Here is a 19,023-nt window from a genome sequence, read left to right on the forward strand (position 1 = left end):
CCCGCGAGAACGGAGAGGACGCGCATGACGGCACCTGGTGTTGCGGTCGCCGCTGCGCTTCCCCAGCAGGTCAAGCAGACCCGCGACAAGCTCCTGGGGTTCCTGCGCGAGGCCGACCCCGCAGCGTGGGAATGGGTCGAGCAGGTCCGCCGCAACCGGCCGGCCACGCCCAGCGTGGTGGTCGTCGGCGAGACCAACCGGGGCAAGAGCTCCCTGGTCAACGCGCTGATGGAGCACCCCGGGCTCTCGCCCGTGGACGCCGACGTCGCCACCGCCACCTACCTGCAGTTCGAGCACGACGAGCAGTGGACCGCCCACGCCTGCTACCCCGGCCAGCAGGACCCCGTGCCCTTCGAGCTCGACGAGCTGCCGAACTGGACCAGCGCGGGCCGCGAGCTGCCCGAGGGACAGCTGCCGCCGCGCTACGTGCGCGTCACCGCACCGCTGGACGCGCTGGCCGAGCTGACCGTCGTCGACACGCCCGGCGTCGGCGGGCTGGAGGAGCTGCACGGCGAGCTCGCCCGCGAGGCGGCCGTGTCGGCGACCGCGCTGCTGTTCGTCGTCGACGCCTCCTCCCCGTTCACCCGCGGCGAGCTGGAGTTCCTGCAGCAGGTCGGCGAACGCGTGGAAACCGTGCTGTTCGCGCTGGCCAAGACCGATCAGCACCGCGGATGGCGGCAGGTGCTGGCCGAGGACCGCAAGCTGCTGGCCGAGCACGCACCCCGGTTCGCCGAGGTGCCGATCTACCCGGTCTCGGCCCGCATGCACCTGCGCGCCGCGCAAGCACCCGAATCCGCCAACGCCGCGCTGCTGCGCGAGAAGTCCGGCGTGGTCGAACTGCGCGACGAGCTCGAACGGCTCATCGCCGGCCGGTCGGCGATGCTCGGCGAGGCCAACACGATGCGCGCCCTGTCCAGCGTGCTGGGCGAGCTGACCGCGAACCTGGAAGCCGAGAAGCGCGCGCTGACCGTCGGCGAGGACGAGGCCGAGTCGCTGCGCGCCCGCCGCGACGAGCTGAGCACCGCCCGCCGCTCGTCGACCCGCGGCTGGCAGGTCAAGCTGCGCGGCGAGATCCAGCGCACCCGCGTGGAGACCAGCCACGAGGTCAGCCGCCAGGTGCGCGACGTGCAGAACTGGTTCCGCCGGTCCATCGACAACGCCGGGCGCAAGGACATCAACGACCTGCCTCGACAAGTCGACATCGCGCTGCAGATGGCCTCCACCCGCATCGCGACCATGCTCTCGACCAGGCTCGCGGCGGTGGCCGAGCAGGCGCTCAACGACCTGTTCTCCGCCGAGGAGCTCGACGTCATCCGCTCCCAGTTCGCGCGGGGCGTGCAGGCTCCGATCGCACTGCGCCCGCCGGACAAGCGGCCGCCCACCGCCGAGGACAAGCTGCTGGTGTTCATGGGCGTCTCCGGCGGGTTGGGCGTGGGCCGCGCGGCGGCGATGCCGCTGGCCGGTCTCGGGGTCGCGGCGCTGAACCCGGTGGTGCTGCCGGTGACGATCGTGCTCGGGCTGGGCGCGGGCTGGTGGATGGCCCGCACCCGCAAGCACGCCGCCGACAAGCAGCACCTCAAGCAGTGGCTCACCGACGCGATCGCCGACGCCCGGTCGGCCCTCGACCAGCTCGTCGCCGAGCAGCTCATCGAAGCCGAGCAGCAACTCTCGCTGGCTCTCGACGACGCGCTGACCAGGCGGATCGAGGCGATCGAGGGCGAACTCCGCGACGTCGACAAGGCGCTGAAGATGGACGCCGCCGAGCGCAGCCGCCGCCTGCAGACCGTCGACCGCCGCCTCACCGAATCCACCACCGGCCGGGAGCGCGCCGAACACCTCCTCGCCGGCATCAGGAACCTCCGCGACACGGTGTCCTGACCCGCCGGAGGCCACCCGGGCGACCCGGAACACGTCCGCCCCTGATCGCGGACGCATTCCGTCGACGGAGTGCGGACGCATTCGGTTCGGGCAGCTCGTCCTCCTCGTGGGCCAGCGGGCACGGCTCAACTCCCGATCGCCCGGAGACCTCCGCCGATCACCTCCAGTCGTTCGTTCCAGGGATGCCGCTTTCGACCTCGTACACGGCTCTGACGTCGGACGACCGGTCGTTCTTTCGGATTTCAACTGAAATTCGGGAACCGAATTTCAGTGGAGATCAGGCGTCGGACTTTCACTGAAATCCGGTTTCCGGGCGGCGGAACGGGGGTTCTGAGCGATGGGTGGTTCCTGGAGGGAACCCCGGGGCTCTACGCTGCGTCCAACGGCTTGCAGGTGAAGGCGGCGGAGGGTGCCGACGTGTACATCGAGGAGACCGGCGCTGGGGACGGGGACATCAAGGTCACCGTTGACGGCGAGGAGTACACCGCCGAGGCCAACTACGACCTCGACGGCGACGGCTTGGACGAGACGGTCGCGGTGATGACCGACGACGGCTACGTCGCCTACATCGACGAGAACGCCGACGGCCACGCGGACCTGATGCAGTCGATCAGCAACGAGGGCCAGGTCCGCGACCAGGCGCGCTTCCACGCCGACACCGGCGAGTGGACCGCCGAGGCCCCGCACCAGCACCCGGGCGGTGCCGGTGACGGACGCCCCGACGACGGCAAGCAGATGGTCATGGACACCCCGCAGGGCGACGTGCAGGTCGGGCCGGCGACCGAGGACACCAACTCCGACGGCATCGCCGACACGGCGGTCGTGCAGTCCGACAACGGCAACACCGTGCTGGTCACCGACGTCGACGGCGACGGGTCCGCGGACCAGGTCGTCGAAATCACCCAGACCGGCGACGTGACCATCTCGCACCACACCGGCGACGGCGAGTGGACGGTCGTCGAGCAGGGCCAGATCGGCGACAACGGCCAGTACGCCCCGAACGAGTTCGCCCCCGCGACCGACGACGCGACCTGGACCTTCGACGAGCCCGAGCACCAGCCGAAACCGGCGGCCCCGAACCCGGCCGCGGAACCCGGTCTTCAGGCGAAGTGCGAGGGCGAACCGTCCAGCCCCGCGAAGGACGACTCCTGGGTGTGACGCGGCGTCGCAGAATTCGCGACGGAATGTGATTCCACCACCCGCCCGTGGCCTCATTCTCAGGCCATCGGGCGGTTTTTCATGTCAGGGCTCTGCATCCGGCAACCGCCATTCGGCGGCTATCCCCGGTTCACCGGTCGTTCGCACTCGTGTCCGCTTCGCCGGAAAATCTGGCACCCCAGGCAGAACCGGCGATGAGATTTCCGGGAGCACCCGGAAGGAAATGCGAACTGAATCGATTCCCTTATCGTTCCTGTGAGAGAACCGACAACCCCGATCTTCATTGCGCGCCGTTATCCCCGTTAGCCTCGTTGCATCCCTTTTCCACTTCGCCCGGCTCTCCGGGCCGGGCGAAGCTTTCCCTGCAAACGTCGGCGGGCGGGCCCGTCGGCGAACAATCCGGGCTGTGGCGCCCAGTCAGGAGACACGTCGCGATGACCGCAGTGACCATCCCCGGTCTCGACCAGGCCCCGACCAAGCACGAGCGCCTGTTGTCGTGGGTGCGTGAGGTCGCGGAGCTGACCACACCCGATCGCGTGGTGTGGTGTGACGGTTCGCAGGACGAATGGACGCGGCTGACCGGCCGCCTCGTGGAGGCCGGCACCTTCAAGCGTCTCGACAAGAAGCCGAACTCGTTCTACGCGGCGTCCGACCCGTCCGACGTGGCGCGCGTCGAGGAGCGGACCTACATCTGCTCGGTCGAGGAGAAGGACGCCGGGGTCACCAACAACTGGATGGACCCGGCCAAGATGAAGGCCACCATGACCGAGCTCTACCGGGGCTCCATGCGTGGTCGCACGATGTACGTCATCCCGTTCTGCATGGGCCCGCTGGGCGCCGAAGAGCCGAAGCTGGGCGTGGAGATCACCGACTCCGAGTACGTCGTGGTCTCGATGCACATCATGACGCGGATGGGCGCGAAGGTGCTGGAGCGCCTGGGCACCGACGCCAAGTTCGTCCCCGCCCTGCACTCCGTGGGCGCACCGCTGGAGCCGGGCCAGGAAGACGTGCCGTGGCCGTGCAACGACACCAAGTACATCACCCACTTCCCCGAGGAGCGGATGATCTGGAGCTACGGCTCCGGCTACGGCGGCAACGCGCTGCTGGGCAAGAAGTGCTACTCGCTGCGCATCGCCTCGGCGATGGCGCGCGACGAGGGCTGGCTCGCCGAGCACATGCTGATCCTCAAGCTGATCTCCCCGGAGAACAAGGTCCACTACATCGCGGCCGCGTTCCCCTCCTCGTGCGGCAAGACCAACCTGGCGATGCTCCAGCCGACCATCCCGGGCTGGAAGGTCGAAACCCTCGGTGACGACATCGCCTGGATGCGCTTCGGCGAGGACGGCCGCCTGTACGCGGTCAACCCCGAGGCCGGCTTCTTCGGCGTCGCGCCCGGCACCGATGAGCACACCAACCCGAACGCGATGCGCACCATCGAGAAGGGCAACTCGCTGTTCACCAACGTCGCGCTGACCGACGACGGTGACGTCTGGTGGGAGGGCATGGGCGGCGAGACGCCCGCGCACCTGACCGACTGGAAGGGCAACGACTGGACCCCGGACAGCGACGTCAAGGCCGCGCACCCGAACTCCCGCTACTGCACGCCGATGTCGCAGTGCCCGATCCTGGCGCCGGAGTGGGACGACCCGCAGGGCGTGCCGATCTCGGCGATCCTGTTCGGCGGGCGCCGCAAGACCACGGTTCCGCTGGTCAACGAGTCGTTCAACTGGCAGCACGGCGTGTTCATGGGCGCCACCATGTCCTCGGAGACGACCGCCGCGGCGTCCGGGCAGGTCGGCGTCGTGCGTCGCGACCCGATGGCGATGCTGCCCTTCATCGGCTACAACGTCGGCGACTACCTGCAGCACTGGGTGAACACCGGCAAGGACGCTGACGCCTCCAAACTGCCGAAGATCTACTACGTCAACTGGTTCCGCCGCGACGAGTCCGGCAAGAAGATCGTGTGGCCGGGCTTCGGCGAGAACTCGCGCGTGCTCAAGTGGATCGTCGAGCGGATCGAGGGCAACGCCGCCGCCGTGGACACCCCGATCGGCCGCGTACCCTCCGCCTCCGAGATCGACGTCACCGGCCTGGACACCCCGGCCGAGGACATCGAGACCGCGCTCAACGTCGACGTCGACGAGTGGAAGGCGGAGCTGCCGCTGATCCAGGAGTGGTTCGACACCATCGGTGACGACCTGCCCACCTCGATGCGCGACGAGTTCGAAGCCCTCAAGCAGCGTCTGGGCTGAGACCTGGGCGGGCGGCGGTACCGGGTCGTCGTGGGAAGCTCCGGTACCCCACCCGCCTGACGCGGACGTCCATCGTGCGCGTTCCCGAAGCGGCGCCTCCTCTCTCGCGAGCGGAGGCGCCGCTTTCGCGTTGTCGACAGCGGCCGAGCAACCCACCACCCCTCGTGCGCGTCTGATGGACGACTGCGATGGCGCAGCGGCCCATCGGACGAGGGGGTGTCTCATGGCCGGCTTGGCATTTCTGGTGCTGTTCCTGATCGCCGCGGCAGCGGTGCACGTCTCGCTGCGGCTCGACGGAGACGGTGCGACCGTCCCGATCGAGACCGACGACCGCGATCGAGCGGCGTCCGTCGAGCGATGACCGGCGAGGGCGGGTGGTGCGAGAACGACTGCGCGCCACCCGTCCTCCCGCCTAGTTCTTGATGGCCCCGGCCAGGTTGAAGGCTCCGCCGAGGTAGCGGGAGACGACCAGGTAGAGGGCGATGACCGGTGCGGTGTAGAGGATCGAGTAGGCGGCGAGCTGCCCGTAGGCGATGAGCCCGCCCTGGCCGAAGAAGGCGAAGACCCCCACCGAGGCGGGCTGCTTCGCCGGGTCGAGCAGCAGGATGAAGGGGACGAAGAAGTTCCCCCAGGCGTTGATGAACGTGAAGATCGCGACCACGCCCATGCCGGGGACGATCAGCGGCAGCACCACCGAGCGCAACGCCTGCATCGCCGATGCGCCGTCGACCCACGCGGCCTCCTCGAGGCTGATCGGGACGCCGTCCATGAAGTTCTTCGTCATCCAGATCGCGATCGGCAACGAGGTGGCCGCCAGGAACAGCGTCGTGCCGAACATCGAATCCACCAGCTCCACCTGCACGAACATGCTGTAGACCGGCACCATCACCGCGGTCATCGGCAGCCCGGAGGCGAACAGCACGAGGTAGAGGAACGGTCGGCGGAACCGCAGCTGGTAGCGCGACAGCGGGTAGGCGCACAGCACCGCCGAGACCACCGAGACCAGCGCCGCGCCACCGCACATCAGCAGGCCGTTCCACAGTGGACGGAGGCTGGTCTCCCAGGTGAGCACCTGGGCGAAGTTGTCCAGGGTGAACGCGCTCGGCAGCCGCGCCGACAGCGGCGCCTCGGCGTCGAAGGACGCGGTGAGCAGCCACAGCAGCGGTGCGAGGAACGCCAACGCGACCACCGCCAGGACCAGGTGCACCACCACCGACACCGAGCGCCGCCTCGCGACGCTGACTCCGGCCATCACGCCCCCTCCTCGTCCGGATCACCGAGGCTGACGGCGTAGAGCACGGCGAACAGGCCGCCGATCGTCAGCAGGACCAGGGAGATCGTGGCGCCGTAGCCGATCTCGTCGAACTCGAACGCCGAGTCGTACATCAGCAGCGGCAACGTCTGCGTCGCCGCGTTCGGCCCGCCCGCCGTGAGCACGTAGATCAGCGTGAACACGCCGATGGTCTGCAGCGTGATCAGCATCAGGTTGGTGGCGATCGTCCGGCGGATCACCGGTAGCGTGACGTGCCAGAACCTGCGCAGCATCCCGGCGCCGTCGACCTCCGCGGCCTCGGTGAGATCGCTGGGCACCTCGGCGAGCGCGGCCTGGTAGACCAGCATCGAGAACGCCGTGCCGCGCCAGACGTTTCCGAGCACCACCGCCAGCACCGGCGCGTGGTACAGCCAGTCCACGCCTTCCAACCCCACCGCGACCAGCAGGTTGTTCAGGGTGCCCTCGGAGTTGAGGAACGCGTAGATCGCGAACGCCGCGACCAGCTCCGGCAGCACCCACGCGGACACGACCGCGATGCCGACGGCGTTGCGCAGCCAGCGGTTGCGGTGCCGGGTCAGCAGCGCGATGAACATGCCCAGGCAGTTCTGCCCGATCACCGCCGATCCCACGGTGAACACCACGGTCACCCAGACCGCGTGCCACAGCGCCGGATCGGCGAACATCCGCCGGTAGTTGTCCAGCCCGACGAACTCCGGATCGCCGGCCGCCGCACCGGTCAGGGCCGCGTCGGTGAACGAGACGTAGCCGCTCCACAGGATCGGCCCGATCACGAACAGCCCGAGCAGGAGCACGGCCGGGGCCATCGGCGCCAGCCACCGCCCCACCGCCGACATCGTCAGCCGGCCCGGGTGTTGGCCGGTTCCACGATCCGCGAGACCTGCTGCGACCACTGGTCGGACACCTCGGCGGGCGGTCGCCCCGCGACGACGTCGAGCACGGATTTCTGGATCTCCTCGGAGACCTTCGGGTACTCCGGCAGCGCCGGCCGGTAGTGGGTGTTGGCCAGCAGGCCGATCCAGAACTGGTTGAGCGGGTTGGCCTCGGTCACCCGGGGATCGGCCGCGGCGTCGGCCCGCGCGGGCAGGTTGCCGGTGGCCGCCGAGTACTGCACGACGTTGTCCGCGCTCAACGCCTGCGTGATGAACGCGAAGGCGTCGTCGGGCTTGTCGCTGGCCGCGCTGACCGCCAGCGTCCAGCCGCCCGAGAGCGTCACGGTTCCCGGCGCCTGGCCGAACTGGGTCGGCATGGGTGTCGCGGACATGGTCTTCGTCCAGTCCGTCCAGCCGGAGTCCCGCCAGTTGCCGGAGGCGAAGCTGCCGTCGAGCCGGATGCCGACCTTGCCCTCGCGGGCCAGCTGGTCGCGCTGGTTCTTGTCGTACTGGGCGTCGGCGATCTGCGGCTTGCTCTGCGTCAGGTTCTCGCCGACCGCGGTGGAGATGAAGGCCATCGCGTCGGTGAACCCCTTGCTGGGCACCACCCACTTGCGCTGCTGCTCGTCGTAGAGGGTGCCGGTCTCGGTTCCGTAGAGCAGCATCTCGACGGTCTGCATGCTCACCGACTCGCCCTCGGCCTTGCCCAGCGGCATGTCGATGCCGATCGCATCGGGGCGCTTCTGCTTGATCTGGCGGGCGGCGGCGAGGATGTCGTCCCAGCTGCGCGGTTTCCACTCCTCCGGCAGTCCGACCTCGGCGAACAGCTTCCGGTCGTACCAGAGCCCTCGGGTGTCGGTGTCGAGCGGAACGCCGTAGATCCGGCCGTCGGCGGCCTTGCCCGCCTGCTTGGTGGTGCCGATGTAGGAGGAGTTCCAGTCCGGCCACCGGGCGAGCCGGTCGTCCAGCGGCAGCAGGTATCCCGCCTCGACGTCGGAGTTGACGTTGAAGCTGTCCTCGTAGAGCACGTCGGGCGCGGTGGATTCCGACCGCATCCGCAGCTGGAGCTTGGACAGGTACTCGCTCTCGGGTGCCACGACCGGATCGAGCTTGACGAACTTCCCGGGATTGGCCTGCTCGTACTGCTGCTTGACGCGCTGCATCAGCGCGTCGACCTGCAGCGTGTTGCCGTAGCGGTGGTAGGCGACGGTGATCGTGTTCGGGTCCTCGGCGGATCCGCCGCAGGCGGAAAGGCCCAGGGCTGCGGTGAGGATGGCGGCTAACGCGGTTCTCCGGCGCATCTGGCTCCTCCGGCCTGTGACGCTTGCGACTAACCTGAGATCCGGATCACACTCGTGGGCAACATAAGTCCAAACGTTTGTACAAGTCAATGATCTTGCGGGTCTCAACGAGGAGCGCTGCATGACCAATCCGTCGTGGCAAGGCACAAACCTGCCCCGAGTCGGTGGGTTCAACCGCGCGGTCGTGCTGGACACGATCCGCCGCCACGGCGAGATCAGCCGCGTGGAACTCGCCCAGCGCACGGGGCTGACGGCGCAGACCATGTCCAACATCGTGCGAGCCCTGATGGACGACGGGCTCGTCACCGAGAACGGCCACGCCCCCTCCACCGGCGGGAAGCGCCGCGTCCTGCTCAAGGTCGTGCCCGACGCCTACTCCGCCGTCGGGCTGCACCTCGACCCCGAGCGCATCACCGGAGTGCTCGTCGACCTCGCCGGCGGCGTCCGGCTGCGCACCACCCGCAGGCTGCCCGCCGACGCCACGCCCGCCTCGGTCGCCGCCGCCCTGACCCGCATCGGGCAGCAGCTGGTGCGCCGCTCCGGGCTCGAACCCGACCGCGTGCTCGGCGCGGGGCTCGCCGTTCCCGGGCCGCTGGATCCCGCGCACCGCAAGGTCCTCGACCCGCCCAACCTCGACGGCTGGACGGAGGTTCCGCTCGCCGACCTCGTCGAGGAGCGGTTCGGGCTGCCGGTGGTGATGGACAACGACGCCACGGCCGCCGCGATCGGCGAGCGCTGGTCCGGCTGCGCGCAGCGCTCCGGCTCGTTCGTCTACGTCTACCTGGGAACCGGCGTGGGCATCGGCGTCGTGCTCGGCGACCAGGTGCACCGCGGGGTCAGCAACAACGCGGGCGAGATCGGGCACGTGCACAGCGGGGGCTCCCGGGAGTGCCACTGCGGCAAGCGCGGCTGCCTGGAGGCGTACTGCTCGATGCGCTCCATCGTCGCCGACTGGCGGACCGCCATCGGCCGGCCCGCGCCCACCTCCGTCGCCGCCGCCTACGACCAGTTGTGCCGGGACGCGGTGGCCGGGGAGGTCGCGGCCCGCAAGGTGCTGCGGCAGACCGCGACCCGTCTCGGCCAAGCGCTCGCCTCGGTGGTCAGCGTCCTCGACGTGGACCGCGTGGTGCTCGGCGGACCCGCGCTGCGGCAGGTCTCCGACCTGGTCCGCAACCGGGTTTCGAAGGTGATCACCGCGCAGGTGTGGGCACCGCAGGTGCGCCCGGTGCGCGTGGAGAACGCGCTGATCGGCGAGGACGCCGCAGCGGTCGGCGCGGCGTCACTGGTGTTCGACCACGCCTACTCACCCCGCCTGAACACGCTGCTGGGGTCGTGAGGACCTGTTCTCACCCAGCCGATCAGTTGGCCTGCGCCGCTCGCACGCGGGTCGGCAGCTCTTCGGACACCGCGTCGGCGACGGCGTTGCCGAAGGCCGTCATGCCGTTGGCGTTGGGGTGCAGGGGAGCGGCCCACGAGGTCGGCACGACGCCCTCGAAGTACTTGTCCTGCGGCGCCTGGCAGACGTCGTGCCCCTCGCTGACCGGGCCGAGGTCGACGAACGTCGCGCCGTGCGCGCGAGCCCGGTCACCGAGCCTGGCGCTGAGTTGGTCCACAGTGGACTGGATGTAGTCGGCGTCGCGCGCCCACATCGGCTGCTTCGGGTAGCAGCCGCCCGGAGGCAGGTAGGTGCCGTAGCCGACCACGACGACCCGCGCGTGCGGCGCCCGGTCGGTGATCTCCTCCAGCGCCTCGTCGAAGTCCGGGGTGAACTCGTCGATGCGCTCGGCCAACTCGTCGCCGTTGGCGGTGAAACCGTCCGCGCAGGACGAGCCGACCGGCTCCGGGAACGCGTTCAGGCACGACACCGCCGCCTGGACGAGGGCGATGTCGTTGCCGCCGATGGTCACCGTGACCAGATCGGTGGTCTCGCTCAACGCGTGGTACTGCGGAAGGAGCACGTGGTGCTGGCGACCGGAGAAGTCCTCGGTCTCCGCGCCGGAGCACGTCACGTCCTTGAGCTGCGCGCCCAACCGGGCCGCCGCGACCTGCGGGTAGTTGTTCGCCGAGCGGAAGCACAGCAGGTGCGGGTCCGGGCCCGGCACCAGCGGGCCGGCCGCCGCCGAATCACCCATCGCCACGTACTCGAACGCGTCCTCCTGCGCCGCGGCGGGAACTCCCGCCGACAGCAACGCCATCACGCCGACACCGGCGAGCACCGGCAACCGCAACCCCGCCACGAAGACCTCCCGAGCCGATCAAGGCGACCAAACCCCTCGATCTGAGCACGAGATCAGCTCGCGACAACCGGATTCCACCCGCACGGAGGGCAGGAATCCCCCGAAGGGGCGGGCCTTTTCGAACTTCGCGCGAAGTTCGAATCCAGCCGCCTCGGCGGGTGCGGGGTCACTGGATGTCGCGGCGGAGAGCTCTGGTGATGCCCGCCGCGACCGTGGTGGCGAGGATCCAGCCCGCGGCGATGAGCGCGACGGTGATCCACTGCGACGGACCTTGCGTCCGCCACATGACGTCGTGGCCGAGGTTGATGATCGGGACCAGCTGGTCGACGGTGTAGAGCAGCGGGCTCCAGTGCGGGTGGTCCTCGTCGTTGACCGGTTGCAGCGGTCCGTGCACCGAGAACCACGTGGTGCCGGCGGCCGTGAGCAGCACCAGCCAGATCAGCGCGCGCAGCGGCCGGTAGCCGTAGCTGACCGTCGCCAGTTGCAGCAGGCTCCACAACCGGACCGGCGGGCGGAACGCGGGCCGGGTCGAGGCCGCGATCGCCTTGTAGCGGTGGCGCTGCTTCTCGATCAGCACCGTGACCGCGTGCTCCTCGTTGCCGTTGCCGCTGAAGACGTGCGCGAGCTGGTCGTAGGACCCGGGCTGGTAGCGGTCGCCGGAGTTGGCGCGCAGCCAGGCCAGCCGCTCCTTGACCTTGTCCACGTCGGTGGGTTCGACGCTGTCGGTGAAGTTGTCGTAGCTGAAGTCCTCGACGTCGACCCCGCCGCTGGCCTCCCACAGCCGCGCGTTGTCGGCGAGCAGCTCGCACTGGGCCTGCCGCAGCAGGATCCGGCCCTTCGGCGGGTCCTCGACGCTGAGCGTCAGCTCCTGGGCGACCAGGCCGAACCCGTTGATGGCGTTGCGGCTCAACCCGTCTCCGAGCCGGGCTCCCCAGAAGTTGGCCTGCCTGCCGATCTCGCTCCGGCGCAGCTGCACCTCGCCTTCGGCCAGGAACGGCCGGACGCCCGAGGCGCACACCAGGTCCCGCGCGATCCGCGCTCCGCGCAGGTCCACCGAGGGCTTGTAGGCGAGCTTGTGGCGGTGCCAGGCGGGTTTGGTGAGCTCGCTGGCCCGCAGGTCGAGGTTGGCGCCGATCGAGGCGCCCTGCAGCTGGATCGACCCGCTGATGTCGGCTTCCCGGCAGTCGAAGTTGCTGCCGACGGTCATCCGGCTCGCCTGCAGCACGTCGGTGCGCGCACCGGTCAGCCGAGCCCGGTTGAGCTGGAAGCTGCCGTGCACCTGGACGTCGGTCATCCGCCACTCGCCCCAGACGTTGACCCGGCCCGCCGCGAGGTTGCCGCGGATCTCGGTGCCGTCGATGTGCAGGGCGCGCAGCGAGCGGTCCACCGCTGCCCGCGCGGACTGCGCCCACGTCAGGTCGATCTGCGCGCCGGACAACCGCAGGTCTCCCTCTATGCGGGCGCTGACCATGCGGATCGTCCCGCCGCTGCGGAAGTTCTCGTCCATCTCGACGTCGCCGTGCACGTGGCTGCGGTCGGCGATGAGCGTGCTGGTCGGGTCGTCGTAGGGCGACTCGCCGCGCCTGGGCGGGCTCATCCCGGGTTCCAGCACGGCGTCCCGCATCCGCAGATCACCGGCGATGTTCGCGCTCGGGATGAACACCAGCCCGGCCACGGTGAAGGACTTGCCGGTGTTCGGGTCGGCGTCGCAGCGCAGCGAACCGCCGAGCTGGATGCCGTTGGCGTTGAGCGCCAACCGGCCCCGGTTCCGCAGCGTGGCACCGGCCAGCGTCAGGTTGCCGCCGATCTTGGCTCCGGGGATGCGGATCTCGCCCGCGACGGTGATCCCCATCGCCAGCATCGCCCCGGCCACGGTCAGCCGGTCGGCGTAGATGGCGCGGCGGCCGGGGTTGTTCAGGTCGCTGCCGTTGAGCAGCAGCGAACCGCCGAGCTCGGCGTCGGCGAGGTCGATGACGCCGTCGCGGCTGGTGCAGTGCAGCAGGTGGGTGTCGCTGGTGGTGCGCAGGTTCCGCGCCTGCATCCCCGGCAGCAGGCAGTTCCGCAGCACCAGTCCGGCCAACGACGCCTGCCGGACGTCGGGCGCTTCGAGGAACCGGCAGCGGACGAACTCCAGCAGGTAGGGCAGTTCGGCGGCGCGCAGGTCCAGGCAGCCGCTGATCACCGCGTCCTCGATGAGGATCACCGGCTGCTGCCGGGCCCTCCTGGTGAAGGGCCGCCAGCTCGCCTCGTCCGGCGAGTCGACCAGCCGCCGCGTGAGGAACTCGCCGCGGACCTCCTTGTCCGGCTCGAACTCCTCGGCCAGCACGTCGAGCGGTTCGCCTTCCGGCGTCTCCGGTCTGCCCTGCCGCAGCAACTCGTCCACTCGCCGCTCGGCCGCGGTCAGCGGACCGTTGCCGTTCTCCCTCACCTTGCCGCTAGGCACCCGTAGCCCCCGAAACCGCGTGACGCGTCGTCGATCATCTACCTATTAGGACGTCTCACCACGACAACAGGTTTCGTCCCGCGCCGGAAAACACCGGGATGGCGTACTTGACTCCCGTTCCACGTGAAACGACCCCGGCGTGTCGCAAACCAACACGCCGGGGCCGCCCGCAGCTCAACGCAGATCAACTTCAAGCCATCCCACGTCAGGCAAGCACCGAAGGTGCTTTCTCCTTGCCCCACCTCAGCAACCGGCACCGCCGGGGGTTCTCAGACGTTCGCTGGGGAGGACAGCCGCAGCGCCGCGTATTCGACATACTCAAGTCGCGGATCCCGGAGCCAGAGGACGTCCGAGGTTCCCCACCCGCACCGCCACGCAAAGCAGCCACCTAATCCGTATGAATCGGATCCAGGACCCGGGCCAGGAAGGTGCGGGTGCGCTCCTCCTTCGGATTGCCGATGACCTCGGCCGGCGGGCCCTGCTCGACGATGCCGCCGCCGTCCATGAACAGGACGCGGTCGGCGACCTCCCGGGCGAACTGCATCTCGTGGGTCACCACCAGCATCGTCATGCCCTCGTCGGCGAGCTGGCGCATCACGCCGAGCACGTCGCCGACCAGCTCCGGGTCCAGCGCCGAGGTCGGCTCGTCGAAGAGCATCACGTGCGGGTTCATCGACAGCGCCCGCGCGATCGCGACCCGCTGCTGCTGACCGCCGGAGAGCTGCGCGGGCATCGAGCCGGCCTTCTCGGAGAGCCCGACCTTGGCCAGGTTCTCCTCGGCGACCTTCTCCGCCTCCTCCTTCGAGCGCCCCAGCACCTTGCGCTGCGCCACCGTCAGGTTCTCCAGCACCGACAGGTGGGAGAAGAGGTTGAACTGCTGGAAGACCATGCCGACGTGACGCCGGGAGCCGTCGAGGTCGGTGTCCGGGTCGGTCAGCTCGGTGCCGTCGACCGAAACCGTGCCCGCCGACGGCTCTTCCAGCAGGTTCACGCAGCGCAGCAGGGTCGACTTGCCGGACCCGGACGGTCCGATGACGCACACGACCTCGCCGCGCTGGACCTGCAGGTCGATGTCGCGCAGCACTTCCAGCGAGCCGAAGGACTTGCTCAGCCCGGAGAGCTCGATCATCACGTCGCTCACTTGGTGGCCCCCTTGGTCCGGACGCCGCCGAACTTGCGCTCCAGCAGGTCGGAAACGCGAGACAGCGGAATCGTGATGATCAGATAGCACAGACCGGCGATCAGGATCGGCGTCAGCGACTGGTACTGGTTCAGCGCGCCGCGCCCGAACTTGGCGAGCTCGTACTGGCCGACCGACAGACCCAGCAGGTAGATCAGCGAGGAGTCCTTGGTCAGCAGGATCAGCTCGTTGGTCAGCGGCGGGAGGATGATCCGGAAGGCCTGCGGCAGCACGACGGTCACCATCGTGCGGCTCGAGGACATGCCCAGCGAGCGGGCCGCCTCGACCTGCCCCTTCGGCACGGCCTGGATGCCCGCCCGGATCGTCTCGGCCATGTAGGCGGCGCCGACCAGGCCGAGGCTGAGCATCACGGTCGAGAGGTTGTTGAACTTCAGCCCGAAGGCGATCGGCATGCCGTAGCCGAACGCGATGAACACCAGCAGCGCGGGAAGTCCGCGGAACAGCTCGATGTAGCCGGTGGCGATCCACCGGTAGGGGGCGACCGGCGACATCTTCATCAGCGCCAGCACGATCGCCAGGGCGAGGCCGAACGCGAAGCCCACCGCGGTGTAGATGATGGTGTTGAGCAGGGCGGTGGTGATCACGTCGGGGAACTGGGCCTGGGCGACCTCGACGTTGAAGAACGCCCGGCCGATCGAACCCCAGTCCGCGATGAAGATCACCAGCAGGGCGAGCACGACCAGCACCGCGTACTGGATGCCGAGGTTGAGCCGCGCCCGCTGTCGTCGGCCCATGCCTACCTTGGGCCGCTCGATCTCGGTTGTCATCGACTTCTCTCCATGTGTCCGGCGGGCTACCGCGACGGTGTTCGCGGCCCCGCTGCACCGCTCGGGGCCGGCGTGTTCGACGCCGGCCCCGAGGTGCCACGTATCAGCGGGTCACTCCGGCTTCTTGCCGAACCACTTCTCGTAGATGCGGTCGTACTCTCCGGACTGCTTGGCCTTGGCGAGAGCCTCGTTGACCTTGGTCAGCAGCGCGGTGTTGCCCTTGCGGACACCGATTCCGTACTTGTCGCCGGTCACGAACTCCTTGGTGACCTCGGTGTCCGGGTTGTTCTTGGCGAAGTTGTAGAGCACGCCGTTGTCGTTGATCGCGGCGTCGACCTGACCGGTCTTGACGGCGGTCTGCTGCAGCGCGAGGTCGTCGAAGTCCACGACCTCGTAGCCGAACTCGGCCTTGTGCGCCTCGGCGTAGTCCTTGCCGGTGGTGCCGACCTGCACGCCCAGCTTCTTGCCGCGCAGCTGGGACAGGTCGGTGAATCCCGAACCCTTCTTGACCATCAGGGCCTGCTCCGCGTCGAAGTACGGGTCGGAGAAGTCCAGGTTCTGCTTGCGGGAGTCGGTGATGGTCATCGCGGCGGCGGCCACGTCGCACTGACCGCTGTTGAGCGACTCACCCGACTGGATGCCCTCGTCGAATGGCGCGTCGACGATCTTCTGCTGCACACCGAGGTCGCGCGCGACCAGGTCGACCAGCTCGACGTCGAAGCCGACGATCTTGCCGCCTTCGCCGGGGAACTGGAACGGCTCGTAGGGGAGGTGGGTGCAGGTGGTCAGCGAACCGGGAGCGATGAGGCTCAGTTCGCCGCCGCCCTGGGCACCGCCGCTCGTCGTGGATTCGACACAACCTGTCACTGCCACAGCCAGGGTCAGCGCGGGCAGCACTGCCAGCGCACGGAGGGTTCTGCGACGCGCCACGATGTAACTCCTAGTAGGTGAGAACGCGGGTGCTCGAATGGTGCCACTCGATCGGACGTAAACCCAATACCTCGTGTTGCGAATCCATCAAGTTCGTCGAAAACCGCGATCAACCCGTCGGCCACCGCGCGGCAAACCTGCCTCACCAGGACCGGCCGAGCGAAAGGATTTTCGGCGCTCGCGCCGCTTTCGCACCAGAACCACAGCCTCCTCACCAGCCCGAACCCCGCAGGTCTGTGTCCACCACCACGGTCCGAGCCCCACCGATCACCACGCACAGTGGCCGAATCGGAACCCTGCCGACCGATATGTCGACATCCCGCCACCCTCGGCACCGGGGGCGGTTGCGGCCCGAGCTGTCCGAACTGTCCGGACGAAAGGGGACTTCGATCACGGGCGGTTCGGACCGGGGCCGCCCGCTCGCACCCATCTCGACAAGTGCCCCGCCGGGGATGTCGACTTGTCCCCATGACGACGAGGGCCCCTCCCGGAGCGGGAGAGGCCCTCGTCGTCACTGATCAGCGCGGCGGTGGCGGTGGCGGTGGGCAGTGGATGATCGGCTGCGGGTTGTACTTGACCTTCTGGTTCTCCGTGCGGACCTCGCCGGTCGTGATGTCCCGGATGGTGCGGGTGTCGACGACGGTGAAGCCCGGCGCGCCCTTGCTCGGGCTGCACGGACCGGTGGCCGGACCGGGCTTCTCGGTCGGCGGCGTCGGTTCGGTGCGCGGGCCCGTCGACGACTGCACGTCGAACTGCTTGGTGCCCCACAGCTTCACCTTGATCGACGACGGAGTCCACTCCGTGGTGATCATGATGCCGCTCTTGGAGACGTTCTTGAACTTCACGTCGATGATGCTCTTGCCGTTCGGGCTCTGGAACACCGTGGCCTCGCGACCGGCCGGGTAGCGGCTGATGTAGTAGCTGTGCGCCTTGTGCTCGACGTCCTTCATGCCCGCGAAGTACGAGGCGTTGTACAGCGTGGTCGCGAACTGCGAGATGCCGCCGCCGACGGCCTTGCCCGGGTGACCGTCCTCGATGATCCCCGACTCCACGTAGCCCTGCGGAACACCGCGCGGTCCCGTGTAGCCGTTGAGGCTGAACGTCTCGCCCGGGCGCAGCACCGCGCCGTTGACCTGCTCGGCGACCCGGCGGATGTTGACGCCGGAAGCCGGTTCGAAACCGCCGGTCTGGAACTCGCCGACGACCTCGCGGATGCCGAGCTGGTTGGCCTGGTCGGTGGTGAACTGCGCCGGAGCCGGCACGTAGACCGCCTGGATCGCGCGCTGCTGCGGCTTGCGCAGGGTGTCCAGCAGCGGTGCGAGGCTCTTCTCCCAGTCGACGCCGACGCCGTCCTCCGACGGGTGCACGACCGGAGCGCCGCTCTCCAGCTTGATCTCGGCGTTCTTGCCGGGCTTCATGGTGTCGCGCAGCTGCGGTTCGATGGCGCCCACCAGCGCGGGACCGTCGAGGCTCGCCTTCAGGCCGCCGTGACCGTCGGGGGTGAAGCGCAGCGCCTCGGCGATCACCTCCGGAGCCAGCGTCGCGTTCTTGCCCTGACCGCGAACGGTCACCGGCGAGGCCACGGCGGGCTCGGCGATCTCGTGCAGCGCCTTCTGCACGCCCTCCCTGGTGGTGCTCACCGGGAGCTGGGTGACCGGCAGCGAGATCGGCCGGCCTTCAGCCCACTCGGCCTGCACCGCGTCGGCCGCGTGCTGGATGTCGAGGTTCTGTCCGGGCACCGGGTTCACCGGGATCGGCGTGGTGCCCTCGAAGCGGATGTTGCCGTCCGTGGGCTCCAGGCCCAGCTGCGGGCTTACCTCCTGCAGCGCGGCCACCAGCTGCTCGCGGTCGCTGCGGCTGACCGGGGTCACGTCGTGGGTGCTGAACAGCGAGCCGATCCGGGTGAAGGGGTTCAGCGGCTGGTCGTCGGCCTTCTTGACGGTCTCGGCCCAGTCCATCTGCAACCCGACCTCGTCGGGCTTGACGGTGGCGCCGCGGTCACCGACCTGCAGCCGCACGGGCTTGCTCAGGCCGGGTTCGAGCTCGTCGCGGAGCCTGCTCTCGGCGGCGGCCGGGTCGAGGGTGCCGACGTCGACACCGGCGACGACGGTGCCGCGCGGCAGCGATCCGCTGGTGAACAGCAGGTCGCCGACGTAGAGCAGCACCAGCGCAGCGGCGGCGGCACCGGCGATCAGACCGCCCTTGAGCAGCTTCTGCCGCTTCTCGTCGGCGGGCGTGGGTTCGTCGGAGGTGTTCCAGCCCAGCTGGCTGCCCCCGACGCCGCCCTGCTGGCCGCCGAACATCTGCGTCGCACCGGGATTGGTCTGCTCGGCACCGTGGTAGCCCGTGGGCTCATCGGAGCCGACGGCAGCGATGGTCTGCGTGGCGCCGATGGGGAAGCCGCTGAAGTCCGCGGGCAGCGCGGCGATCTGCTGGGTGCGCTCGCTGTCCGACTCCGGCGCGGGTGCTCCGCCCTGGGCTTGGGGGTCCTGGACGGGCCAGGCCTGCGTGGTCTCGGCGTCGGACGCGTTCCGCTGGTCCGAGTCGGTGCGCAGCCGTTCGGTGGACGGGTCCGCACCAGGGCGGTTGTCGTGGTTTTCCGGCACCGCTTCCCCTTCTCCTGTCGGTCGTGCGGTGGGGGCGTGGAAGTGCTCGCTCGCCCGCGCTCGCCGGGATCCCGGCGCGGGGCGCCG

Annotated in this window: 14 protein-coding genes; 5 read left to right on the forward strand and 9 right to left on the reverse strand. The window is 69.2% G+C overall.

The window, feature by feature from the left end; genetic code table 11:
* The first annotated feature begins 24 nt into the window (after window positions 1–24).
* The 4 genes from E1202_RS21420 to E1202_RS31525 all read left to right on the forward strand — a co-directional run bounded on the left by E1202_RS21420 (window position 25) and on the right by E1202_RS31525 (window position 5,649).
* Complete coding sequence (locus tag E1202_RS21420) at window positions 25–1,878, forward strand: dynamin family protein (RefSeq protein ID WP_132684937.1); 1,854 nt, start codon at window positions 25–27, stop codon at window positions 1,876–1,878.
* 417 nt (window positions 1,879–2,295) lie between these two features.
* Window positions 2,296–3,036: a DUF6802 family protein gene (locus E1202_RS21425; RefSeq protein ID WP_207918842.1), complete on the forward strand. Its 741-nt coding sequence runs from the start codon at window positions 2,296–2,298 to the stop codon at window positions 3,034–3,036.
* Window positions 3,037–3,470: 434 nt separating this feature from the next.
* Window positions 3,471–5,288: a phosphoenolpyruvate carboxykinase (GTP) gene (locus E1202_RS21430; RefSeq protein ID WP_132684938.1), complete on the forward strand. Its 1,818-nt coding sequence runs from the start codon at window positions 3,471–3,473 to the stop codon at window positions 5,286–5,288.
* 223 nt (window positions 5,289–5,511) lie between these two features.
* Window positions 5,512–5,649 (forward strand): hypothetical protein, encoded by a 138-nt coding sequence (locus tag E1202_RS31525; protein ID WP_165943930.1) that lies wholly within the window; start codon window positions 5,512–5,514, stop codon window positions 5,647–5,649.
* A gap of 51 nt (window positions 5,650–5,700) precedes the next feature.
* Here the strand turns inward: E1202_RS31525 and E1202_RS21435 are convergent, their stop codons facing one another.
* The 3 genes from E1202_RS21435 to E1202_RS21445 are packed head-to-tail and all read right to left on the reverse strand — an operon-like array spanning window position 5,701 to window position 8,752.
* Complete coding sequence (locus E1202_RS21435) at window positions 5,701–6,540, reverse strand: carbohydrate ABC transporter permease (RefSeq protein WP_132684939.1); 840 nt, start codon at window positions 6,538–6,540, stop codon at window positions 5,701–5,703.
* Window positions 6,540–7,406 (reverse strand): carbohydrate ABC transporter permease, encoded by an 867-nt coding sequence (locus E1202_RS21440; protein WP_235878814.1) that lies wholly within the window; start codon window positions 7,404–7,406, stop codon window positions 6,540–6,542. Before E1202_RS21440 ends, E1202_RS21435 begins: the two co-directional genes overlap by 1 nt.
* An 11-nt stretch (window positions 7,407–7,417) precedes the next feature.
* A complete protein-coding gene (locus E1202_RS21445) occupies window positions 7,418–8,752 on the reverse strand; it encodes an extracellular solute-binding protein (protein WP_132684940.1) in 1,335 nt (444 codons plus the stop codon).
* 121 nt (window positions 8,753–8,873) lie between these two features.
* Between E1202_RS21445 and E1202_RS21450 the strand changes: the two genes are divergently transcribed.
* Window positions 8,874–10,088, forward strand: coding sequence for an ROK family transcriptional regulator (locus E1202_RS21450; RefSeq protein ID WP_132684941.1), 1,215 nt, complete (start codon window positions 8,874–8,876; stop codon window positions 10,086–10,088).
* 22 nt (window positions 10,089–10,110) lie between these two features.
* Here E1202_RS21450 and E1202_RS21455 read toward each other — a convergent pair whose 3' ends face one another.
* From E1202_RS21455 to E1202_RS21480, 6 genes are all read right to left on the reverse strand, one after another.
* Window positions 10,111–10,989, reverse strand: a complete 879-nt coding sequence (locus tag E1202_RS21455) for an SGNH/GDSL hydrolase family protein (protein ID WP_235878816.1) — start codon at window positions 10,987–10,989, stop codon at window positions 10,111–10,113.
* Window positions 10,990–11,155: 166 nt separating this feature from the next.
* Window positions 11,156–13,432, reverse strand: coding sequence for a translocation/assembly module TamB domain-containing protein (locus E1202_RS21460; RefSeq protein ID WP_132684942.1), 2,277 nt, complete (start codon window positions 13,430–13,432; stop codon window positions 11,156–11,158).
* Window positions 13,433–13,820: 388 nt separating this feature from the next.
* Window positions 13,821–14,573 (reverse strand): amino acid ABC transporter ATP-binding protein, encoded by a 753-nt coding sequence (locus E1202_RS21465; RefSeq protein ID WP_132684943.1) that lies wholly within the window; start codon window positions 14,571–14,573, stop codon window positions 13,821–13,823.
* Window positions 14,570–15,400 (reverse strand): amino acid ABC transporter permease, encoded by an 831-nt coding sequence (locus tag E1202_RS21470; RefSeq protein ID WP_235878818.1) that lies wholly within the window; start codon window positions 15,398–15,400, stop codon window positions 14,570–14,572. Before E1202_RS21470 ends, E1202_RS21465 begins: the two co-directional genes overlap by 4 nt.
* Before the next feature lie 111 nt (window positions 15,401–15,511).
* Complete coding sequence (locus E1202_RS21475; RefSeq protein ID WP_132684944.1) at window positions 15,512–16,330, reverse strand: basic amino acid ABC transporter substrate-binding protein; 819 nt, start codon at window positions 16,328–16,330, stop codon at window positions 15,512–15,514.
* A gap of 518 nt (window positions 16,331–16,848) precedes the next feature.
* Window positions 16,849–18,936 carry a VanW family protein gene (locus E1202_RS21480; protein ID WP_132684945.1) on the reverse strand — a complete coding sequence of 696 codons (2,088 nt, stop codon included), beginning with the start codon at window positions 18,934–18,936 and terminating at the stop codon, window positions 16,849–16,851.
* Window positions 18,937–19,023 lie beyond the last annotated feature (87 nt).

The organism is Saccharopolyspora karakumensis (assembly GCF_004349225.1).
GTDB lineage: Bacteria > Actinomycetota > Actinomycetes > Mycobacteriales > Pseudonocardiaceae > Saccharopolyspora > Saccharopolyspora endophytica.

Coding starts and splice junctions, on each gene's coding strand:
- E1202_RS31525 (WP_165943930.1), top strand. CDS start 5,512: ATGGCCGGCTTGGCATTTCTGGTGCTGTTCCTGATCGCCGCGGCAGCG.
- E1202_RS21430 (WP_132684938.1), top strand. CDS start 3,471: ATGACCGCAGTGACCATCCCCGGTCTCGACCAGGCCCCGACCAAGCAC.
- E1202_RS21420 (WP_132684937.1), top strand. CDS start 25: ATGACGGCACCTGGTGTTGCGGTCGCCGCTGCGCTTCCCCAGCAGGTC.
- E1202_RS21445 (WP_132684940.1), bottom strand. CDS start 8,752: ATGCGCCGGAGAACCGCGTTAGCCGCCATCCTCACCGCAGCCCTGGGC.
- E1202_RS21470 (WP_235878818.1), bottom strand. CDS start 15,400: ATGACAACCGAGATCGAGCGGCCCAAGGTAGGCATGGGCCGACGACAG.
- E1202_RS21450 (WP_132684941.1), top strand. CDS start 8,874: ATGACCAATCCGTCGTGGCAAGGCACAAACCTGCCCCGAGTCGGTGGG.
- E1202_RS21435 (WP_132684939.1), bottom strand. CDS start 6,540: ATGGCCGGAGTCAGCGTCGCGAGGCGGCGCTCGGTGTCGGTGGTGGTG.